This is a genomic window from Pseudomonas sp. NPDC090208, assembly GCF_044746785.1.
Taxonomy (GTDB): Bacteria; Pseudomonadota; Gammaproteobacteria; order Pseudomonadales; family Pseudomonadaceae; genus Aquipseudomonas.
The window spans coordinates 95,875-110,694 of the sequence record NZ_JBIVCU010000005.1; the positions used below are offsets into that span (position 1 = coordinate 95,875).

A 14,820-nucleotide genomic window follows, 5' to 3' on the forward strand; every position below is an offset into this window, starting at 1 on the left:
GTCAGGCGCATAAATGTGTCTGACACCCGCTTTGTAGGAGTGAGTTTGCTCGCGATTGCGTTATCGCAGTCACCGGCGAGGTGGCAGACATATCGCAATCGCGAGCAAGCTCACTCCTACAATCGAATCGCAGGCACAAAAAAGGCGCCCTACAGGGCGCCTTCTTTTTACACTCGACTCACCAATCAGTGAGCCAGGGTTTTCTGACCATTGATCGGGATGCGTTTGGCCTTGGCCTCTTCAGGCACCAGACGCAGCAGATCGATGTTCAGCAGGCCGTTGGCCAGTGCGGCGTTTTTCACTTCAATGTGGTCCGCCAGGCGGAACGACAGTTTGAACGCACGCTGGGCGATGCCCTGATGCAAGAAGGTCACGCCTTCGGCGGCCTTGTCACGCTTGCTGCCGGTCACGGTCAGCACGCCTTTCTCGACCTGCAGATCAAGGTCTTCTTCCTGGAAACCCGCAGCCGCGATGACGATGCGGTATTGGTCTTCTGCGTGTTTCTCGACGTTGTAGGGAGGGTAGCTGCTGGCCGATTCATTGCGGGCGGCCGATTCGAACAGGTCGTTGAAACGGTCGAAGCCAACGGAATGACGGAACAGTGGAGCCAGTGAGAAAGCGGTAGTCATGTGAATCTCCTGATAAATCAGCAAGTGGTTGTCTCCGCGACCCGACTTCGGCATCGCGTAACCCTTAAATAGGTGCCGTCACTTCTGTTTCAAGAGTCGCTATGAAAATTTTTTCTCAGGCCACTTCCTGCTCTTCCACACCCAGCATCCGGCTGATGCGATCGCAATCGGTTTCGCGGCGCAGCTGATCGAACAGCACAGTCGCTTCGGGATAGCTCTTGGTCAGCAGCACCACCCACTGCTTGAGACGGCCCGGCGCCTGCACGCGGGTCATCTTCGCCAGCGCCTGCAACCAGAACTCGCGCAACAGCGGCTGCAGCTCCAGCCAGGTCATCTCGACCACCTCGCGGCCCGCTTCGGCTGCGGCGATCTGCCTACCCAGGTCAGGGCGCGCCACCAGACCGCGACCGATCATGATGTCGCGGGCGCCGCAGATTTCCCGGCAACGCCGCCAGTCGTCGACGGTCCAGATTTCACCGTTGGCGATGATCGGGATTTTCACCACGTCCTGAATCTTGCCGATCCATTCCCAGTGAGCCGGCGGCTTGTAGCCGTCGACCTTGGTCCGCGCGTGCACGACGATGTGCTCGGCGCCGCCGGCCTCCAGCGCACGGGCGCAGTCCAGCGCCGGTTCGGTGCTGTCGTAGCCCAGGCGCATCTTGGCGGTGACCGGAATGTGCGCCGGCACCGCACGCCTTACGTGGCTGAGGATCGAGTGCAGCAGCTCCGGCTCTTTGAGCAACACCGCGCCGCCCCGGGACTTGTTGACGGTCTTGGCCGGGCAACCGAAGTTCAGGTCGATGACCGGCGCACCCAGCTCAGCGGCGAACGCCGCGTTTTCCGCCAGACAGACCGGATCGGAGCCCAGCAATTGCACGCGCAACGGCACGCCGGCACGGGTTTTCGCGCCATTGAGCAATTCCGAGGCGAACTTGTGGAAGTAATGCGCCGGCAGCAGACGCTCGGTCACCCGGATGAATTCGGTCACGCACCAGTCGATGCCGCCAACCTGCGTCAGCACATCGCGCAGAATGTCGTCGACCAGGCCCTCCATGGGCGCCAGAGCAATTTGCATGGATCACACTCGGAAAAAAGTCCGGCAGTTTACGCAGAGCCGGCCGGAATGGGAACGCACCGCGCGTCAGGCCGGCGCCATCTGCAGCGCCGGGGCGTAGCCGTCGATGAATTCGGTCGGCATGCGCTTCGGCTTGCCGGTGGACAATTCAATGCAGACAAACGTGGTCTGCGCCCGTAGCAGAGTCGCGCCGTCGCTGGGTCGCTTGAGCTGAAAACGTCGGGTCATCTTCAGGCGCTGGTCCCAATCGACGATCCAGGTCGCCAGTTGCAGTTCGTCATCCTGATAGGCGCTGGCCAGATAGTCGATTTCGTGGCGAACCACGGCCATCGCCCGGTCCAGCCTCCGGTATTCGCTCAGGTCCAGCCCCAGTTGCTGGGAGTGACGCCAGGCGCAGCGCTCCAGCCAGGTGACGTACACCGCATTGTTGGCGTGCCCCAATCCATCGATGTCGTCCTCGCTCACTTGCAGATCGATGACGAACGGCGTTGCCAGATCCCAGACCATGCTCGTTCCTGCCCTTCTTGAATTCACGATGCGGGCCAGTGTAACGAAAAGCGCCGAAGCATGAAGCGCGGTGTCTGGATCGCGTCAGCGCATGGCCGACTTGGCAGCGCGCAATACGCGGTCGGACATTGCGCTCGGTCCCAACGCCCGCGCCAGCGCCAGACCGCCGAGCATCAGGGCGATATCAGCCAGGGTGTCGTCAGTTTCTTCGGGGCTGGAAGCCAGCTCCGCCACCATCAATTCCAGGTGTTCGGCCAGTGCGCCACGAAAGTCATCGGACAGACGGGCCATTTCGCCGATGGCGGTCGGCAGCGGGCAGGCATGCTCTTCGGCGTCGCGGTGTTTGCGCGACAGGTAGAACGCTGCCAGCAGCGCCCGGCGCTCTTCACCGGGCAACTGATCATCGATCCCGGCGACCATGTCCCGCCGCTCCTTGAGCAACTGGTTGAACGCTTCCAGCATCAAGGCTTCCTTGCTGTCGAAATGCGCATAGAAGCCGCCCACGGTAAGCCCGGCCGCGCCCATGATCTCGTTGACGCTCGGCTCCACCGGCCCACGGGCGATCAGCGCCGAACTGGCTGCGTTGAGAATGCGTTCGCGGGTTTGTGCCTTTTTGTCGTTCATCAGCGCCTCCGAAATGATGAAGATAATATTATCTGCATCATCGAAGATCGCAAGCATGGCATGGGCAACACAATTATCCGTGGGAGGGAGCCCTGCTCGCGGATACGCCGTGTCAGACAACGCAATGTGGGCCGATGAATCGTATTCGCGAGCAGGGCTCCCACAGGAGATCGCGTTCGTTTCGGAAATGGATTCGGCCCGGATGGGCGAAAGGAAGGGTCTGGAAAATAAAACCCCAAAAAAACAAAAGGGCCATTCAATAATCGAATGACCCTTGGTCTCGCAGAGCGAGAAATCGTGGCGTCCCCTAGGGGACTCGAACCCCTGTTACCGCCGTGAAAGGGCGGTGTCCTAGGCCACTAGACGAAGGGGACGCAAAACCTTCAGTCGGATCCGTCAGATGTTTCTGACCAATCCTGGCGAATTGGTGGAGCTAAGCGGGATCGAACCGCTGACCTCCTGCATGCCATGCAGGCGCTCTCCCAGCTGAGCTATAGCCCCAAATTTTACGCCTCTCGGCGGAGATCGACCTTGCGGCTTCTCTCGGTGAAACGTGGCGTCCCCTAGGGGACTCGAACCCCTGTTACCGCCGTGAAAGGGCGGTGTCCTAGGCCACTAGACGAAGGGGACGTAACCCTTGCGTACCCTATCGGCGCTGGTTCCGATTCGCGGTACAAACTTCAAGGCAGTGTAGCCGACCTTGAAGCTTCTAATTTGGTGGAGCTAAGCGGGATCGAACCGCTGACCTCCTGCATGCCATGCAGGCGCTCTCCCAGCTGAGCTATAGCCCCACATTTGACGCTTGGATCACGCTGCGTTTCCGCTTTGTTTTCCGTGTTGTCGTGTGGACGGGGCGCATATTAAGTGCGACCCGGAACCCTGTCAAACTTTTTTTAAACAAATTTCAAAAAAAATTTCCGGGATAACAAACACTTACCGCCCTCCCCCGTGTTTCCGCCCGGAAAAACAGGGGCTTGTCGGCCATGGCCTGCTCCCACGCGGGAAGCCGACCGCGGCCGACAGCTGCTTAGCCGATAGCGCCCAGCAGCTTTTCCCATTCCTTGTTTTCTTTCTTAGACACGCCGCCAAGCATGTCCAGCGCCTGGCGCAGACGGTAGCGAGTGAGGTCCGGGCCGAGGATTTCCATGGCGTCGGTCACCGACACCGAGTTGGCCTGTCCGGTGATAGCAGCAAACATCAGCGGCATGGCGTCACGCAGCTTCAGCTCCAGATGCTCGACGACGGCCTGGATGCAGCCGGTGATCCTGTCCTTCTCCCACTGACGCAGGGACTCCAGCTTCCACAGGATCAACTGCATCACCTGACGCACCTGCTCCGGCGACAGCTTCTTGTGCTCGAACAGTTTCACGTCCGGGGTCACGCCACCGGCGAAGAAGAAACCGCCCAGCGGTGCGATCTGGCTGAAGGTTTCGACGCGACCCTGTACGTGCGGCGCGATCTTCATCATGTAGTCGCTGTTGAATGCCCACTTCTGCACCCGTGCGGCGAACTCTTCGACCGGCAACTCGCGCAGCCACTGACCGTTGAGCCAGGACAGCTTCTCGATGTCGAAGATCGGACCACCCAGCGAGACGCGGTTCAAGTCGAAGTTATCGACCATTTCCTGCAGCGAGAACTTCTCGCGCTCGTCCGGCATCGACCAGCCCATGCGGCCCAGGTAGTTGAGCATCGCTTCAGGCATGAAGCCCATGCGTTCGTAGAAGGTCACCGAGGTCGGGTTCTTGCGCTTGGACAGCTTGCTCTTGTCCGGGTTACGCAGCAGCGGCATGTAGCACAGCGCCGGTTTTTCCCAGCCGAAGTATTCGTAGAGCAGGATCAGCTTCGGTGCCGACGGCAGCCACTCTTCGCCGCGCAGCACATGGGTGATGCCCATCAGGTGGTCGTCGACCACGTTGGCGAGAAAGTAGGTCGGCAGACCGTCGGTCTTCATCAGCACCTGCATGTCCATGCGGTCCCACGGGATCTCGACGTCGCCACGGAGGATATCCGGCACCACGCAGACACCCTCGCTCGGCACCTTCATGCGGATAACATGGGGCTCGCCAGCGGCCAGACGGCGCTCGACTTCTTCCTTCGACAGCAGCAGCGCGCGGCCGTCATAACGCGGGGTTTCGCCGCGGGCCATCTGCTCGGCGCGCATCTGGTCGAGTTCTTCGGCGGTGCAGAAGCACGGGAAGGCATGGCCGGCGTCGACCAGTTGCTGCACGTACTTCTTGTAAATGTCGCCGCGCTCGCTCTGACGGTACGGGCCGTGCGGGCCGCCGACGTCCGGGCCTTCGCTCCACTCGATGCCGAGCCAGCGCAGGGCGTCGAAAATCTGTTGTTCGGACTCGCGGGTCGAGCGCAGTTGGTCGGTGTCTTCAATGCGCAAAATGAACTCGCCGCCGTGCTGTTTGGCGAAGCAATAGTTGAAGAGCGCGATGTAAGCCGTGCCAACGTGGGGGTCGCCGGTAGGCGATGGCGCGATGCGGGTACGAACGGTGGTCATGGAAAATTCCGAATAGGTCGAACAAGCGGCGAATCTTAGCAGGCGCAGCCCTTGTGGCTCCAGCGTCGGGGACAGCGAGGCGGCCAGCGAATGAATACCGGAATATCATTTCCGGTCATTATTGCAACGATGGCTAGGTGCCAGACTTTGTTTGCTGCTAGATTTCTTCGCACTCCAATAAACAAGAACGACCATGCCCGCCCAACTCAAACGCCGCCTGTTCATCTTTCTCGTGGTGGTCCTGCTGATCGCCCTCGCCTTTTTCGCCCAGTGGTATCTGCACGGGCGCTTTTATGAAAGCACCGACAACGCCTACGTCCAGGGTGAAATCACTCGGGTATCGAGCCAGTTGGGCGCGCGCATTGACGAGGTGTTGGTGCAGGACAACCAGCATGTGGAAAAAGGCCAGTTGCTGGTGCGGCTGGAGCCGGACGATTTCCGCCTGAACGTGGAACGTGCCCAGGCCACCCTCGCCACCCGCGAGGCCGAGCGCGTGCAGGCGCAAAGCAAGCTGACCCAGCAATCGAGCCTGATCGCTGCCAGTGAAGCCCAGGTTCAGGCCAATCAGGCCACGCTTGGCCGCACCCAGATCGATCTGGCGCGTCTGCAGAAGCTGCGCAAGCCGGGCTTCGTGTCGGAGGAACAAGTCACCACCATGACCGCCGACAGCAATGTCGCCCGCTCGCAGGTCAGCAAGGCCCAGGCCGATGCGCAGGGCCAGCGCCAGCAGGTCAATGCGCTGACCGCCGATATCAAGCGTCTCGACGCGCAGATCGCCACCGCCCGCGCCGACCTCGCCCAGGCGCAGATCAACCTGCAACGCACCGAAATCCACGCGCCGATCAGCGGCCTGATCGGTCAGCGCGCGGCACGCAACGGCCAGTACGTGCAGGCAGGTGCCTATCTGCTGTCGATCGTGCCGGACGAAGACATCTGGGTGCAGGCCAACTTCAAGGAAACCCAGATCGAGCACATGGACATCGGCCAGTCCGCCGAGCTGACCTTCGACAGCTTCCCCGGCACACCGATCCAGGGCCGGGTCAACAGCCTGTTCGCCGCCTCCGGGGCGCAGTTCAGCCTGTTGCCGCCGGACAACGCCACCGGCAACTTCACCAAGGTCGTGCAGCGGATTCCGGTCAAACTCACCTTCGCCCCCGACAATCCGCTGCGCGGCAAGATCCGCCCCGGCATGTCGGTGACCGTGTCGGTCAATATCAAGCCGGCAAACGAGAACGCCAGTGGCCGGTGATCAACTGCTGCGCCCGGTCGGCGAGCCTACCCGGCGCGACTGGATTGCGGTGATGAGCGTGATGCTCGGCGCCTTCATGGCCGTGCTCGACATCCAGATCACCAACTCGTCGCTCAAGGACATTCAAGGCGCGCTGTCGGCGACCCTGGAAGAAGGCTCATGGATCTCCACCTCGTATCTGGTGGCCGAGATCATCATGATCCCGCTCACCGCCTGGCTGGTGCAGTTGCTCTCGGCACGACGGCTGGCGGTCTGGGTGTCGCTGGGTTTTCTCGCCTCTTCCCTGCTCTGCTCGATGGCCTGGAGCCTGGAGAGCATGATCGTGTTCCGAGCCATGCAGGGCTTCACCGGCGGTGCGCTGATTCCGCTGGCCTTCACCCTGACCCTGATCAAGCTGCCGGAGCACCACCGCGCCAAGGGCATGGCGCTGTTCGCCATGACCGCCACCTTCGCGCCGTCCATCGGCCCGACGCTGGGCGGCTGGCTGACCGAGAATTTCGGTTGGGAGTACATCTTTTACATCAACATCCCGCCGGGGTTGGTGATGATCGCCGGGCTGATGTACGGCCTGGAAAAGAAGGCGCCGCACTGGGAGTTGCTCAAAAGCACCGATTACGCGGGGATCGTCACCCTCGGCGTCGGCCTGGGCTGTCTGCAGGTGTTTCTGGAGGAAGGCCATCGCAAGGACTGGCTGGAGTCGAGCCTGATCCTCAGCCTGGGCAGCGTCGCCCTGATCAGCCTGATCACCTTTGTGATCATCCAGTTTTCCCGGCCCAACCCGCTGATCAATCTGGGCATCCTCGGCAACCGCAACTTCGGTCTGTCGAGCATTTCCAGCGTCGGCATGGGCGTCGGGCTGTATGGATCGATCTACCTGCTGCCGCTGTATCTGGCGCAGATCCAGGGCTACAACGCCCAGCAGATCGGCGAAGTGATCATGTGGATGGGCATTCCGCAGCTGTTTCTGATCCCGCTGGTGCCGCAGTTGATGAAGATCATTTCGCCGAAAGTGCTGTGTACCCTCGGCTTCGGCCTGTTCGGGATTGCCAGCTTCGCTTCAGGCGGTCTCAATCCGGACTTTGCCGGGCCGCAGTTCAACCATATCCAGATCATTCGCGCGCTCGGTCAGCCAATGGTCATGGTGACCATTTCGCTGATCGCCACCTCCTACGTGCAGCCGCAGGACGCGGGCTCGGCGTCGAGCCTGTTCAATATTCTGCGCAATCTGGGCGGTGCCATCGGTATCGCCCTGCTGGCGACCCTGCTGGATGCGCGGACCAAGACCTACTTCGACTATCTGCGCGAATCCATCTCCCCGGCCAACCCGCAAGTGGCCGAACGCATGGCGATGCTCACCGACCGGCTCGGCAATGAAACGGCAGCGCTGGGCAAACTCAGTGAAATCACCCACCAGCAGGCGGCGATCATGGCCTACAACGATGCCTTCCACTTCGTCGCGCTGGCGTTGGGGATCAGCATGCTGGCAGTAATGTTGACCAAGAAACTGCCGGCGGGGATCAAGGGCGGGGCGGGGCATTGATTGCCGTCAAACGGCTACGGGGCTTGTTGCACGGACGCTTTTGATTCTGGCCGAAGGCCGTGGGAGGGAGCTCTGCTCGCGAAAGCGGTAGGTCAGTCAGCATTGATATCGACTGAAATGACGCTTTCGCGAGCAGAGCTCCCTCCCACGGAAACAGCGCTGGATCGGACTCAAACGGTCAACAACCGCTCACGCAGCTTGGCGATGTCGTCGCGCATCTGCGCTGCGGCTTCGAACTCCAGGTCGCGGGCCAGTTGGTACATCTTTTCCTCCATCTGGCGGATGCGCTTGTTGATTTCGCTTGGCGAGCGCAATTCGGCTTCGTACTTGGCGTTTTCCTCGGCGGCCTTGGCCATGCCTTTGCGCTTCTTGCTGCGCGAGCCCGGCACGGTGGCACCTTCCATGATGTCGGTGATGTCCTTGACCACGCCCTTGGGCACGATGCCGTTGGCCAGGTTGAAGGCAATCTGCTTTTCCCGGCGCCGGTCGGTCTCGCCGATGGCGCGCTCCATCGAGCCGGTCATGTTGTCCGCGTACAGAATCGCGTGACCATTGAGGTTACGCGCCGCACGGCCGATGGTCTGGATCAGTGAGCGCTCGGAACGCAGGAAGCCTTCCTTGTCGGCGTCGAGAATCGCCACCAGCGACACTTCCGGCATGTCCAGGCCTTCGCGCAGCAGGTTGATCCCCACCAGCACGTCGAAGGTGCCCAGCCGCAGGTCGCGGATGATCTCGACCCGCTCGACGGTGTCGATGTCCGAGTGCAGATAGCGCACGCGTACACCGTGGTCGCCCAGATAGTCGGTAAGGTCTTCGGACATGCGCTTGGTCAGGGTCGTGACCAGAATCCGCTCCTCCAGCGCCACGCGCTTCTTGATCTCCGACAGCAGGTCGTCGACCTGGGTCAGCGCCGGACGGATCTCCACCTGCGGGTCGACCAGACCGGTCGGCCGCACCACCTGCTCGATCACCCGCCCGGCATGCTCGCCCTCATAAGGCCCCGGCGTGGCCGAAACGAAGATGGTCTGCGGGCTGACCGCTTCCCACTCGTCAAACCGCATCGGCCGGTTGTCTAGCGCCGACGGCAGGCGGAAGCCGTATTCCACCAGGGTTTCCTTGCGCGAACGGTCGCCTTTGTACATGGCGCCGACCTGCGGCACGCTGACGTGGGATTCGTCGATCACCAGCAGCGCATCCGGCGGCAGGTAGTCGTACAGCGTTGGCGGCGGCGCCCCGGCAGGACGGCCCGAGAGGTAGCGCGAGTAGTTTTCGATGCCGTTGCAGTAGCCCAGTTCGAGGATCATCTCCAGATCGAAACGGGTGCGCTGTTCCAGACGCTGGGCTTCCACCAGCTTGTTGGCGCCGCGCAGATAATCCAGGCGTTCCTGCAATTCGACCTTGATGCCCTCGACCGCTTCCAGCAGGGTCTCCCGCGGCGTCACGTAGTGGCTCTTGGGGTAGAAGGTGAAGCGCGGCAGCTTGCGGATGACCTCGCCGGTCAGCGGGTCGAACGCCGCCAGGCTTTCCACTTCGTCGTCGAACAGTTCAATGCGGATGGCTTCCAGGTCCGATTCGGCCGGGAAGATGTCGATCACGTCGCCGCGCACGCGGAACGTGGCACGGGCAAAATCCATGTCGTTGCGGGTGTACTGCAAGTCAGCCAGGCGGCGCAGCAAGGTGCGCTGATCGAGCTTGTCGCCGCGGTCGACGTGCAGAACCATGCGCAAGTAGGTTTCCGGGCTGCCCAGACCGTAGATGCACGACACCGTGGTGACGATGATCGCGTCCTTGCGCTCCAGCAGCGCCTTGGTCGCCGACAGGCGCATCTGTTCGATGTGGTCGTTGATCGAGGCATCCTTCTCGATGAAGGTGTCCGACGACGGCACATAGGCTTCCGGCTGGTAATAGTCGTAGTAGGACACGAAGTACTCGACGGCGTTGTTCGGGAAAAACGCCTTGAACTCGCCGTACAGCTGCGCGGCCAGGGTCTTGTTCGGCGCCAGCACTAGGGTCGGCCGCTGCACCTGCTGAATGACGTTGGCGATGCTGAAGGTCTTGCCCGAGCCGGTCACACCGAGCAGGGTCTGGTGCGACAGCCCGGCGTCGATGCCTTCGACCATCTGGCGAATGGCTTCCGGCTGGTCGCCGGCCGGCGCGAAACGGGTAACCAGTTGAAACTCGGACATGACGTACCTCGTGAGATCGCAAGCATCACAGCCGCCTGAACCATCGTTCAGTGCCTGGCGTGATCGAGCGCGGACGACTGATCCCGCCGCGGGAAAAGACGTACTGATAAGGAAGTGATGGAAGCACAAGTGGAGCCGCCATCGTCGGCTTTCAAGCCATCATCAGGACATTAGTCCGCAGAACAGGACTGACGGTCGCAAAATAATCGGAAAAACCCGGAAAAAACCGGCCTTGGGCTGTCGCCCCCACCGGCGATGGCCTCTATACTAGCTCCCCGTTTGTGCACCGCTCTAGTGCATTCGGCCGGAGCGATGCGACCTATTCACTCCCCCATCAGAGCTGCCGCAAAAATGAGCCTGTTCTCCGCTGTCGAAATGGCACCACGCGATCCTATCCTGGGCCTCAACGAAGCATTCAACGCCGATACCCGTACCACCAAGGTCAACCTGGGCGTCGGCGTCTACAGCAACGAAGAAGGGAAGATTCCGCTGCTGCGTGCCGTTGCCGAAGCAGAGGAAATCCGTGTCGCTCAACACGTACCGCGCGGCTACCTGCCGATCGACGGTATCGCAGCCTACGACAAGGCCGTGCAGACCCTGTTGTTCGGTGCCGAGTCGCCACTGCTGGCCTCCGGCCGCGTGATGACCGTGCAGGCCGTTGGCGGTACCGGCGCGCTGAAGATCGGCGCCGACTTCCTCAAGCAACTGTCGCCGAACGCCGTCGTGGCCATCAGCGACCCGAGCTGGGAAAACCACCGCGCGCTGTTCGAAACCGCCGGCTTCCCGGTGCAGAACTATCGCTACTACGACGCTGCCACCCACGACGTGAACCGTGCCGGCATGCTCGAAGACCTGCAAAACCTGCCGTCCGGCTCGATCGTCGTGCTGCACGCCTGCTGCCACAACCCGACCGGCGTCGACCTGACTCTGGAAGACTGGAAGAAAGTCCTCGAAGTGCTCAAGGCCAAGGGCCACGTGCCGTTCCTCGACATGGCCTATCAGGGCTTTGGCGACGGCATCGACGAAGACGCTGCGGCAGTCCGTCTGTTCGCCGATTCGGGCCTGACCTTCTTCGCCTCCAGCTCGTTCTCCAAATCGTTCTCGCTGTACGGTGAGCGCGTCGGTGCGCTGTCGATCGTCACCGAGTCGAAGGAAGAGACCGCGCGCGTGCTGTCCCAGGTCAAGCGCGTGATCCGCACCAACTACTCCAACCCGCCGACCCACGGCGCAACCATCGTGGCTGCCGTACTGAACAGCCCGGAGCTGCGTCAGAAGTGGGAAGACGAACTGGCCGAAATGCGCCTGCGCATCCGTGGCATGCGTGAAGAAATGACCAACCGCCTGGCCAACAACGCCGCCGGTCAGGACTTCAGCTTCGTCGCCCGCCAGCGCGGCATGTTCTCCTACTCGGGCCTGACCAAAGAGCAGGTTCACCGTCTGCGCAACGAGTTCGGCATCTACGCCCTGGACACCGGCCGCATCTGCGTGGCTGCGCTGAACAAGAGCAACATCGAAGTGGTGACCAAGGCCATTCTTGCGGTGATTTAACCAGTCTGTAGCAGCATGGCTTGCCAGCGGTGGCGTCTTCTGGGTCGCTATCGCCGGCAAGCCGGACTGCTACGAGGGTCAGAGAGGGGAAGCGGACTTCGGTCTGCTTCCCCTTTTTTATGCTTACCGGAGTCGGCTACGACAAAACCTGTAGGAGTGAGCTTGCTCGCGATGCGTCGTGTCATTCAGCAATGCAATGTCAGACATTACGCATCGCGAGCAAGCTCACTCCTACACTGACGCGTTGCCGGTCCCTTTCTTGCGATACGCCATCGAATCATCGATGCGCTTGAGGATGTAATCCCCCGCCGCCACCGCGGGATACAGGCTCGCCGGGGCGTCGATGCCCAGATCGCACGGGTCGACGATGGCGCTGTAGGTCGGATCGTAGAAGGTCGCGATCGAATAGCGTTCATGCCCGGACTTGTTGATCACCCGGTGCAGGGTCGAGCGGAAGCGGTCGTTGGACCAGCGCGCCAGCAGATCACCGACGTTGACCACCAGGCTGCCCTCGATGGGCGTGGCGTCGATCCAGCTGTTGCTGCCCAGCTCGCGCACCTGCAAGCCGCCGCTGTTGTCCTGATACAGCAAGGTGATGCAGCCATAGTCGGTGTGCGGCGCGACGCCGAACTGATCGGCCTCGGCCATCGGCGGATGCGGCGGGTAATAGACCATCTGCGTGCGTTGCAGGCGCTTGCCGTACTTGGGCGCGAAAAAGTCCGGCGCGATGCCCAGACCGACCGCGACAGCTTTCAACAGATCAGCACCGGCCTGGCCGATTTCCGCGTAATAGGCATCCAGTGCCATGCGCAACTCCGGCATGAAATCCGGCCACTGGTTAGGACCGCGCAAGGCTTCACCGGCGACGACGCACGGGTCGTCCTCCGGCAACTCCAGGCCCATGCTGAAGAACTCCTTGAAGTCCGGTTTGGTCGCTTCGTACATCAGCGCGCCGCCCAGCGCATGCCAGCCACGGTGGCGTTTGTTCACTGCCACCTGGCGCTTGACCTCCGGCGGGTAGGCAAAAAAGGTTTTCGCCGCGGCCATCGCCGTGTCGATCACGGTTTGCGGCACGCCGTGGTTGATGATGTAGAAAAAACCGGTTTCTTCGCAGGCCTGGCGAATGGCATCGCCCGCGCGTTGCAACGCCGCTGCGTCGCCGTCGCGGACACCGGCCATGTCGATCAGCGGAAGGTTGGCAGTGACAGTCATGCAGGCTCCTGGCGGTGGTGGGAGTGAGCTGTATAGACAGGGTCAAGCATTTAGTGTGCCGTGCGCAAACTTGTAGGAGTGAGCTTGCTCGCGATTGCATTGGGTCAGACACCTATAGGGCGTCTGACACGACGCCATCGCGAGCAAGCTCACTCCTACAGGCTCTCTATCTGGTTTCCCAACGCCCCAGCAACGGGCAGCACGGGCACAATCGGTGCAACTTTTGGTGACAGATTTCGACCTCAGCAATCGCGCTGCATGATGTCGCACGGCTAGCAGAGCCATTCCGGCGAAATTGAAGAACAGGCCTGAATCTTGCCTCGGCTGTCTATACAGCCCGAGCCAGGATTTCCCATTGCTGCCCATCACCGATGTCCAACAGACCATTGCCCGCCTGCGCGACGCCCTTGGTGACGCGCAAGTCCTGACCGACGAGGCCATCAGCCAGCGCCATCACAGCGACTGGACCCGGCACGCGCCAGCCTGTCCGGCGGCGCTGATCCTGCCCCGCGACACCGAACAGGTGGCCATCGCCCTGCGCATCTGCAATGACGCCGGTCAGCCGGTGGTGCCCCAGGGCGGCATGACCGGTCTGGCTGGCGGCGCCGTACCGCGTACCGGCGATATCGCCCTGTCATTGGACCGTCTGCGCGGCATCGAGGAAATCGACGTCGCCTCGGCCACCGTCACCGTACGCGCCGGCACCACCCTGCAGGAAATCCAGCAAGCGGTGGCCGACGCCGGCTACCTGTTCGCGCTGGACCTCGGCGCCCGTGGCTCGTGCCAGATCGGCGGCAACATCGCCACCAATGCCGGCGGCAATGCAGTGATTCGCTACGGCATGACCCGCGACCTGGTACTCGGCCTGGAGGTGGTGCTGGCCGACGGTCGCGTGCTGAACCTGATGAACAAGATGATCAAGAACAACTGCGGCTATGACCTCAAGCAGTGCTTCATCGGCAGCGAAGGCACCCTCGGCGTGATCACCCGCGCAGTGTTGAAGATCGCCCCGCAACCGGGCCCGACCACCACCCTGCTCTGCGCCCTGCCCGACTACGCCAGCGCGGTCAGCCTGTTGCGAAGGGTTCAGGCCAGCGCCGGTACGCCTCAGGCGTATGAGCTGATGTGGCAGGACTTCTTCCGCATGGGCGTGTCCTGGCTGGAAAACCCGGTGGCGCCGATGCCCGACCATCATCCGCTGTACGTGCTGCTGGAATCCGCCGCCAGTGCGGAAATCCTTGAGCAGACCTTGCAGGACGCGTTCGAGGCCGGTGAAGTGGTCGATGCCATTCTCGCCACCTCGCAGACCCAGGCCCGCAGCCTGTGGAAGATCCGCGAAGCCACCGGTGAATTCCCGGTGCGTCTCGCCCCGCTGAACTTCGACATCAGCTTGCCCATCGGCCAGATCGGCGATTTCGCCGCGCTCTGCCGCAAGCGTCTGGATCAACGCTGGCCGGGCAACCACAGCGTGTACTTCGGCCATATCGGCGACAGCAATCTGCACCTGACTGTCGACCTCAACACCCTGCCGCAGCCGGCCCCCGTCTTTGAGGTCGAGGACATGGTCTACGCGGCGGTCGGCGAGCTGGGCGGCGCGGTGTCCGCCGAACACGGCATCGGCCTGCTCAAGCGCGAATTTCTCCACCACTCGGTCAGCCCCGAAGCCCTGCAAGCCATGGCCGAGCTGAAACACTGCTTTGACCCCAAAGGCATTCTCAACCCCGGAAAAATCCTCGGCTAA

Annotated in this window: 11 protein-coding genes and 4 tRNA genes; 4 read left to right on the forward strand and 11 right to left on the reverse strand. The window is 61.8% G+C overall.

What is annotated here, in order from left to right; all coding sequences use genetic code 11:
- Positions 1-185: 185 nt before the first annotated feature.
- The 9 genes from ACIPL0_RS10830 to gltX form a co-directional block, all read right to left on the reverse strand.
- Complete coding sequence (locus tag ACIPL0_RS10830; protein WP_400596639.1) at positions 186-629, reverse strand: Hsp20 family protein; 444 nt, start codon at positions 627-629, stop codon at positions 186-188.
- A gap of 115 nt (positions 630-744) precedes the next feature.
- Complete coding sequence (locus ACIPL0_RS10835; RefSeq protein ID WP_400596640.1) at positions 745-1,704, reverse strand: tRNA dihydrouridine synthase; 960 nt, start codon at positions 1,702-1,704, stop codon at positions 745-747.
- 66 nt (positions 1,705-1,770) lie between these two features.
- Complete coding sequence (locus ACIPL0_RS10840) at positions 1,771-2,211, reverse strand: acyl-CoA thioesterase (RefSeq protein ID WP_400596641.1); 441 nt, start codon at positions 2,209-2,211, stop codon at positions 1,771-1,773.
- A gap of 84 nt (positions 2,212-2,295) precedes the next feature.
- The gene (locus ACIPL0_RS10845; protein WP_400596642.1) at positions 2,296-2,835 is read right to left on the reverse strand and encodes a TetR/AcrR family transcriptional regulator; all 540 of its coding nucleotides are present in this window, start codon (positions 2,833-2,835) and stop codon (positions 2,296-2,298) included.
- 298 nt (positions 2,836-3,133) lie between these two features.
- Positions 3,134-3,209: transfer RNA gene (locus ACIPL0_RS10850), tRNA-Glu, on the reverse strand.
- A gap of 51 nt (positions 3,210-3,260) precedes the next feature.
- Positions 3,261-3,336: transfer RNA gene (locus tag ACIPL0_RS10855), tRNA-Ala, on the reverse strand.
- Positions 3,337-3,389: 53 nt separating this feature from the next.
- Positions 3,390-3,465, reverse strand: a tRNA-Glu gene (locus ACIPL0_RS10860).
- 85 nt (positions 3,466-3,550) lie between these two features.
- Positions 3,551-3,626 (reverse strand) — tRNA-Ala (locus ACIPL0_RS10865).
- 236 nt (positions 3,627-3,862) lie between these two features.
- Complete coding sequence (gltX, locus tag ACIPL0_RS10870) at positions 3,863-5,344, reverse strand: glutamate--tRNA ligase (RefSeq protein WP_400596643.1); 1,482 nt, start codon at positions 5,342-5,344, stop codon at positions 3,863-3,865.
- 193 nt (positions 5,345-5,537) lie between these two features.
- Here gltX and ACIPL0_RS10875 point away from each other — a divergent pair, with 193 nt between their 5' ends.
- Both ACIPL0_RS10875 and ACIPL0_RS10880 read left to right on the forward strand, forming a co-directional pair.
- A complete protein-coding gene (locus ACIPL0_RS10875; protein WP_400596644.1) occupies positions 5,538-6,593 on the forward strand; it encodes an HlyD family secretion protein in 1,056 nt (351 codons plus the stop codon).
- A gap of 49 nt (positions 6,594-6,642) precedes the next feature.
- Positions 6,643-8,133 (forward strand): DHA2 family efflux MFS transporter permease subunit, encoded by a 1,491-nt coding sequence (locus ACIPL0_RS10880; RefSeq protein WP_400596864.1) that lies wholly within the window; start codon positions 6,643-6,645, stop codon positions 8,131-8,133.
- Between the two features lie 170 nt (positions 8,134-8,303).
- Here the strand turns inward: ACIPL0_RS10880 and uvrB are convergent, their stop codons facing one another.
- Positions 8,304-10,319 (reverse strand): excinuclease ABC subunit UvrB, encoded by a 2,016-nt coding sequence (uvrB, locus tag ACIPL0_RS10885; protein WP_400596646.1) that lies wholly within the window; start codon positions 10,317-10,319, stop codon positions 8,304-8,306.
- A 351-nt stretch (positions 10,320-10,670) separates the two neighbouring features.
- On the opposite strand from uvrB, the gene ACIPL0_RS10890 reads away from it, so the two are divergent.
- On the forward strand, positions 10,671-11,867 hold the full coding sequence (locus tag ACIPL0_RS10890; RefSeq protein WP_400596647.1) for an amino acid aminotransferase: 1,197 nt from the start codon (positions 10,671-10,673) through the stop codon (positions 11,865-11,867).
- Between the two features lie 231 nt (positions 11,868-12,098).
- On the opposite strand, the gene ACIPL0_RS10895 is transcribed toward ACIPL0_RS10890, so the two are convergent.
- Positions 12,099-13,079 (reverse strand): isopenicillin N synthase family dioxygenase, encoded by a 981-nt coding sequence (locus tag ACIPL0_RS10895; RefSeq protein ID WP_400596648.1) that lies wholly within the window; start codon positions 13,077-13,079, stop codon positions 12,099-12,101.
- A gap of 355 nt (positions 13,080-13,434) precedes the next feature.
- Between ACIPL0_RS10895 and ACIPL0_RS10900 the strand changes: the two genes are divergently transcribed.
- Positions 13,435-14,820, forward strand: a complete 1,386-nt coding sequence (locus ACIPL0_RS10900; protein WP_400596649.1) for an FAD-binding oxidoreductase — start codon at positions 13,435-13,437, stop codon at positions 14,818-14,820.

Bases quoted from the DNA above. Each gene is read 5' to 3' on its own strand.
- ACIPL0_RS10895 (WP_400596648.1), bottom strand. From the start codon at position 13,079: ATGACTGTCACTGCCAACCTTCCGCTGATCGACATGGCCGGTGTCCGC.
- ACIPL0_RS10845 (WP_400596642.1), bottom strand. From the start codon at position 2,835: ATGAACGACAAAAAGGCACAAACCCGCGAACGCATTCTCAACGCAGCC.
- ACIPL0_RS10890 (WP_400596647.1), top strand. From the start codon at position 10,671: ATGAGCCTGTTCTCCGCTGTCGAAATGGCACCACGCGATCCTATCCTG.
- uvrB (WP_400596646.1), bottom strand. From the start codon at position 10,319: ATGTCCGAGTTTCAACTGGTTACCCGTTTCGCGCCGGCCGGCGACCAG.
- ACIPL0_RS10835 (WP_400596640.1), bottom strand. From the start codon at position 1,704: ATGCAAATTGCTCTGGCGCCCATGGAGGGCCTGGTCGACGACATTCTG.
- gltX (WP_400596643.1), bottom strand. From the start codon at position 5,344: ATGACCACCGTTCGTACCCGCATCGCGCCATCGCCTACCGGCGACCCC.
- ACIPL0_RS10840 (WP_400596641.1), bottom strand. From the start codon at position 2,211: ATGGTCTGGGATCTGGCAACGCCGTTCGTCATCGATCTGCAAGTGAGC.
- ACIPL0_RS10875 (WP_400596644.1), top strand. From the start codon at position 5,538: ATGCCCGCCCAACTCAAACGCCGCCTGTTCATCTTTCTCGTGGTGGTC.
- ACIPL0_RS10830 (WP_400596639.1), bottom strand. From the start codon at position 629: ATGACTACCGCTTTCTCACTGGCTCCACTGTTCCGTCATTCCGTTGGC.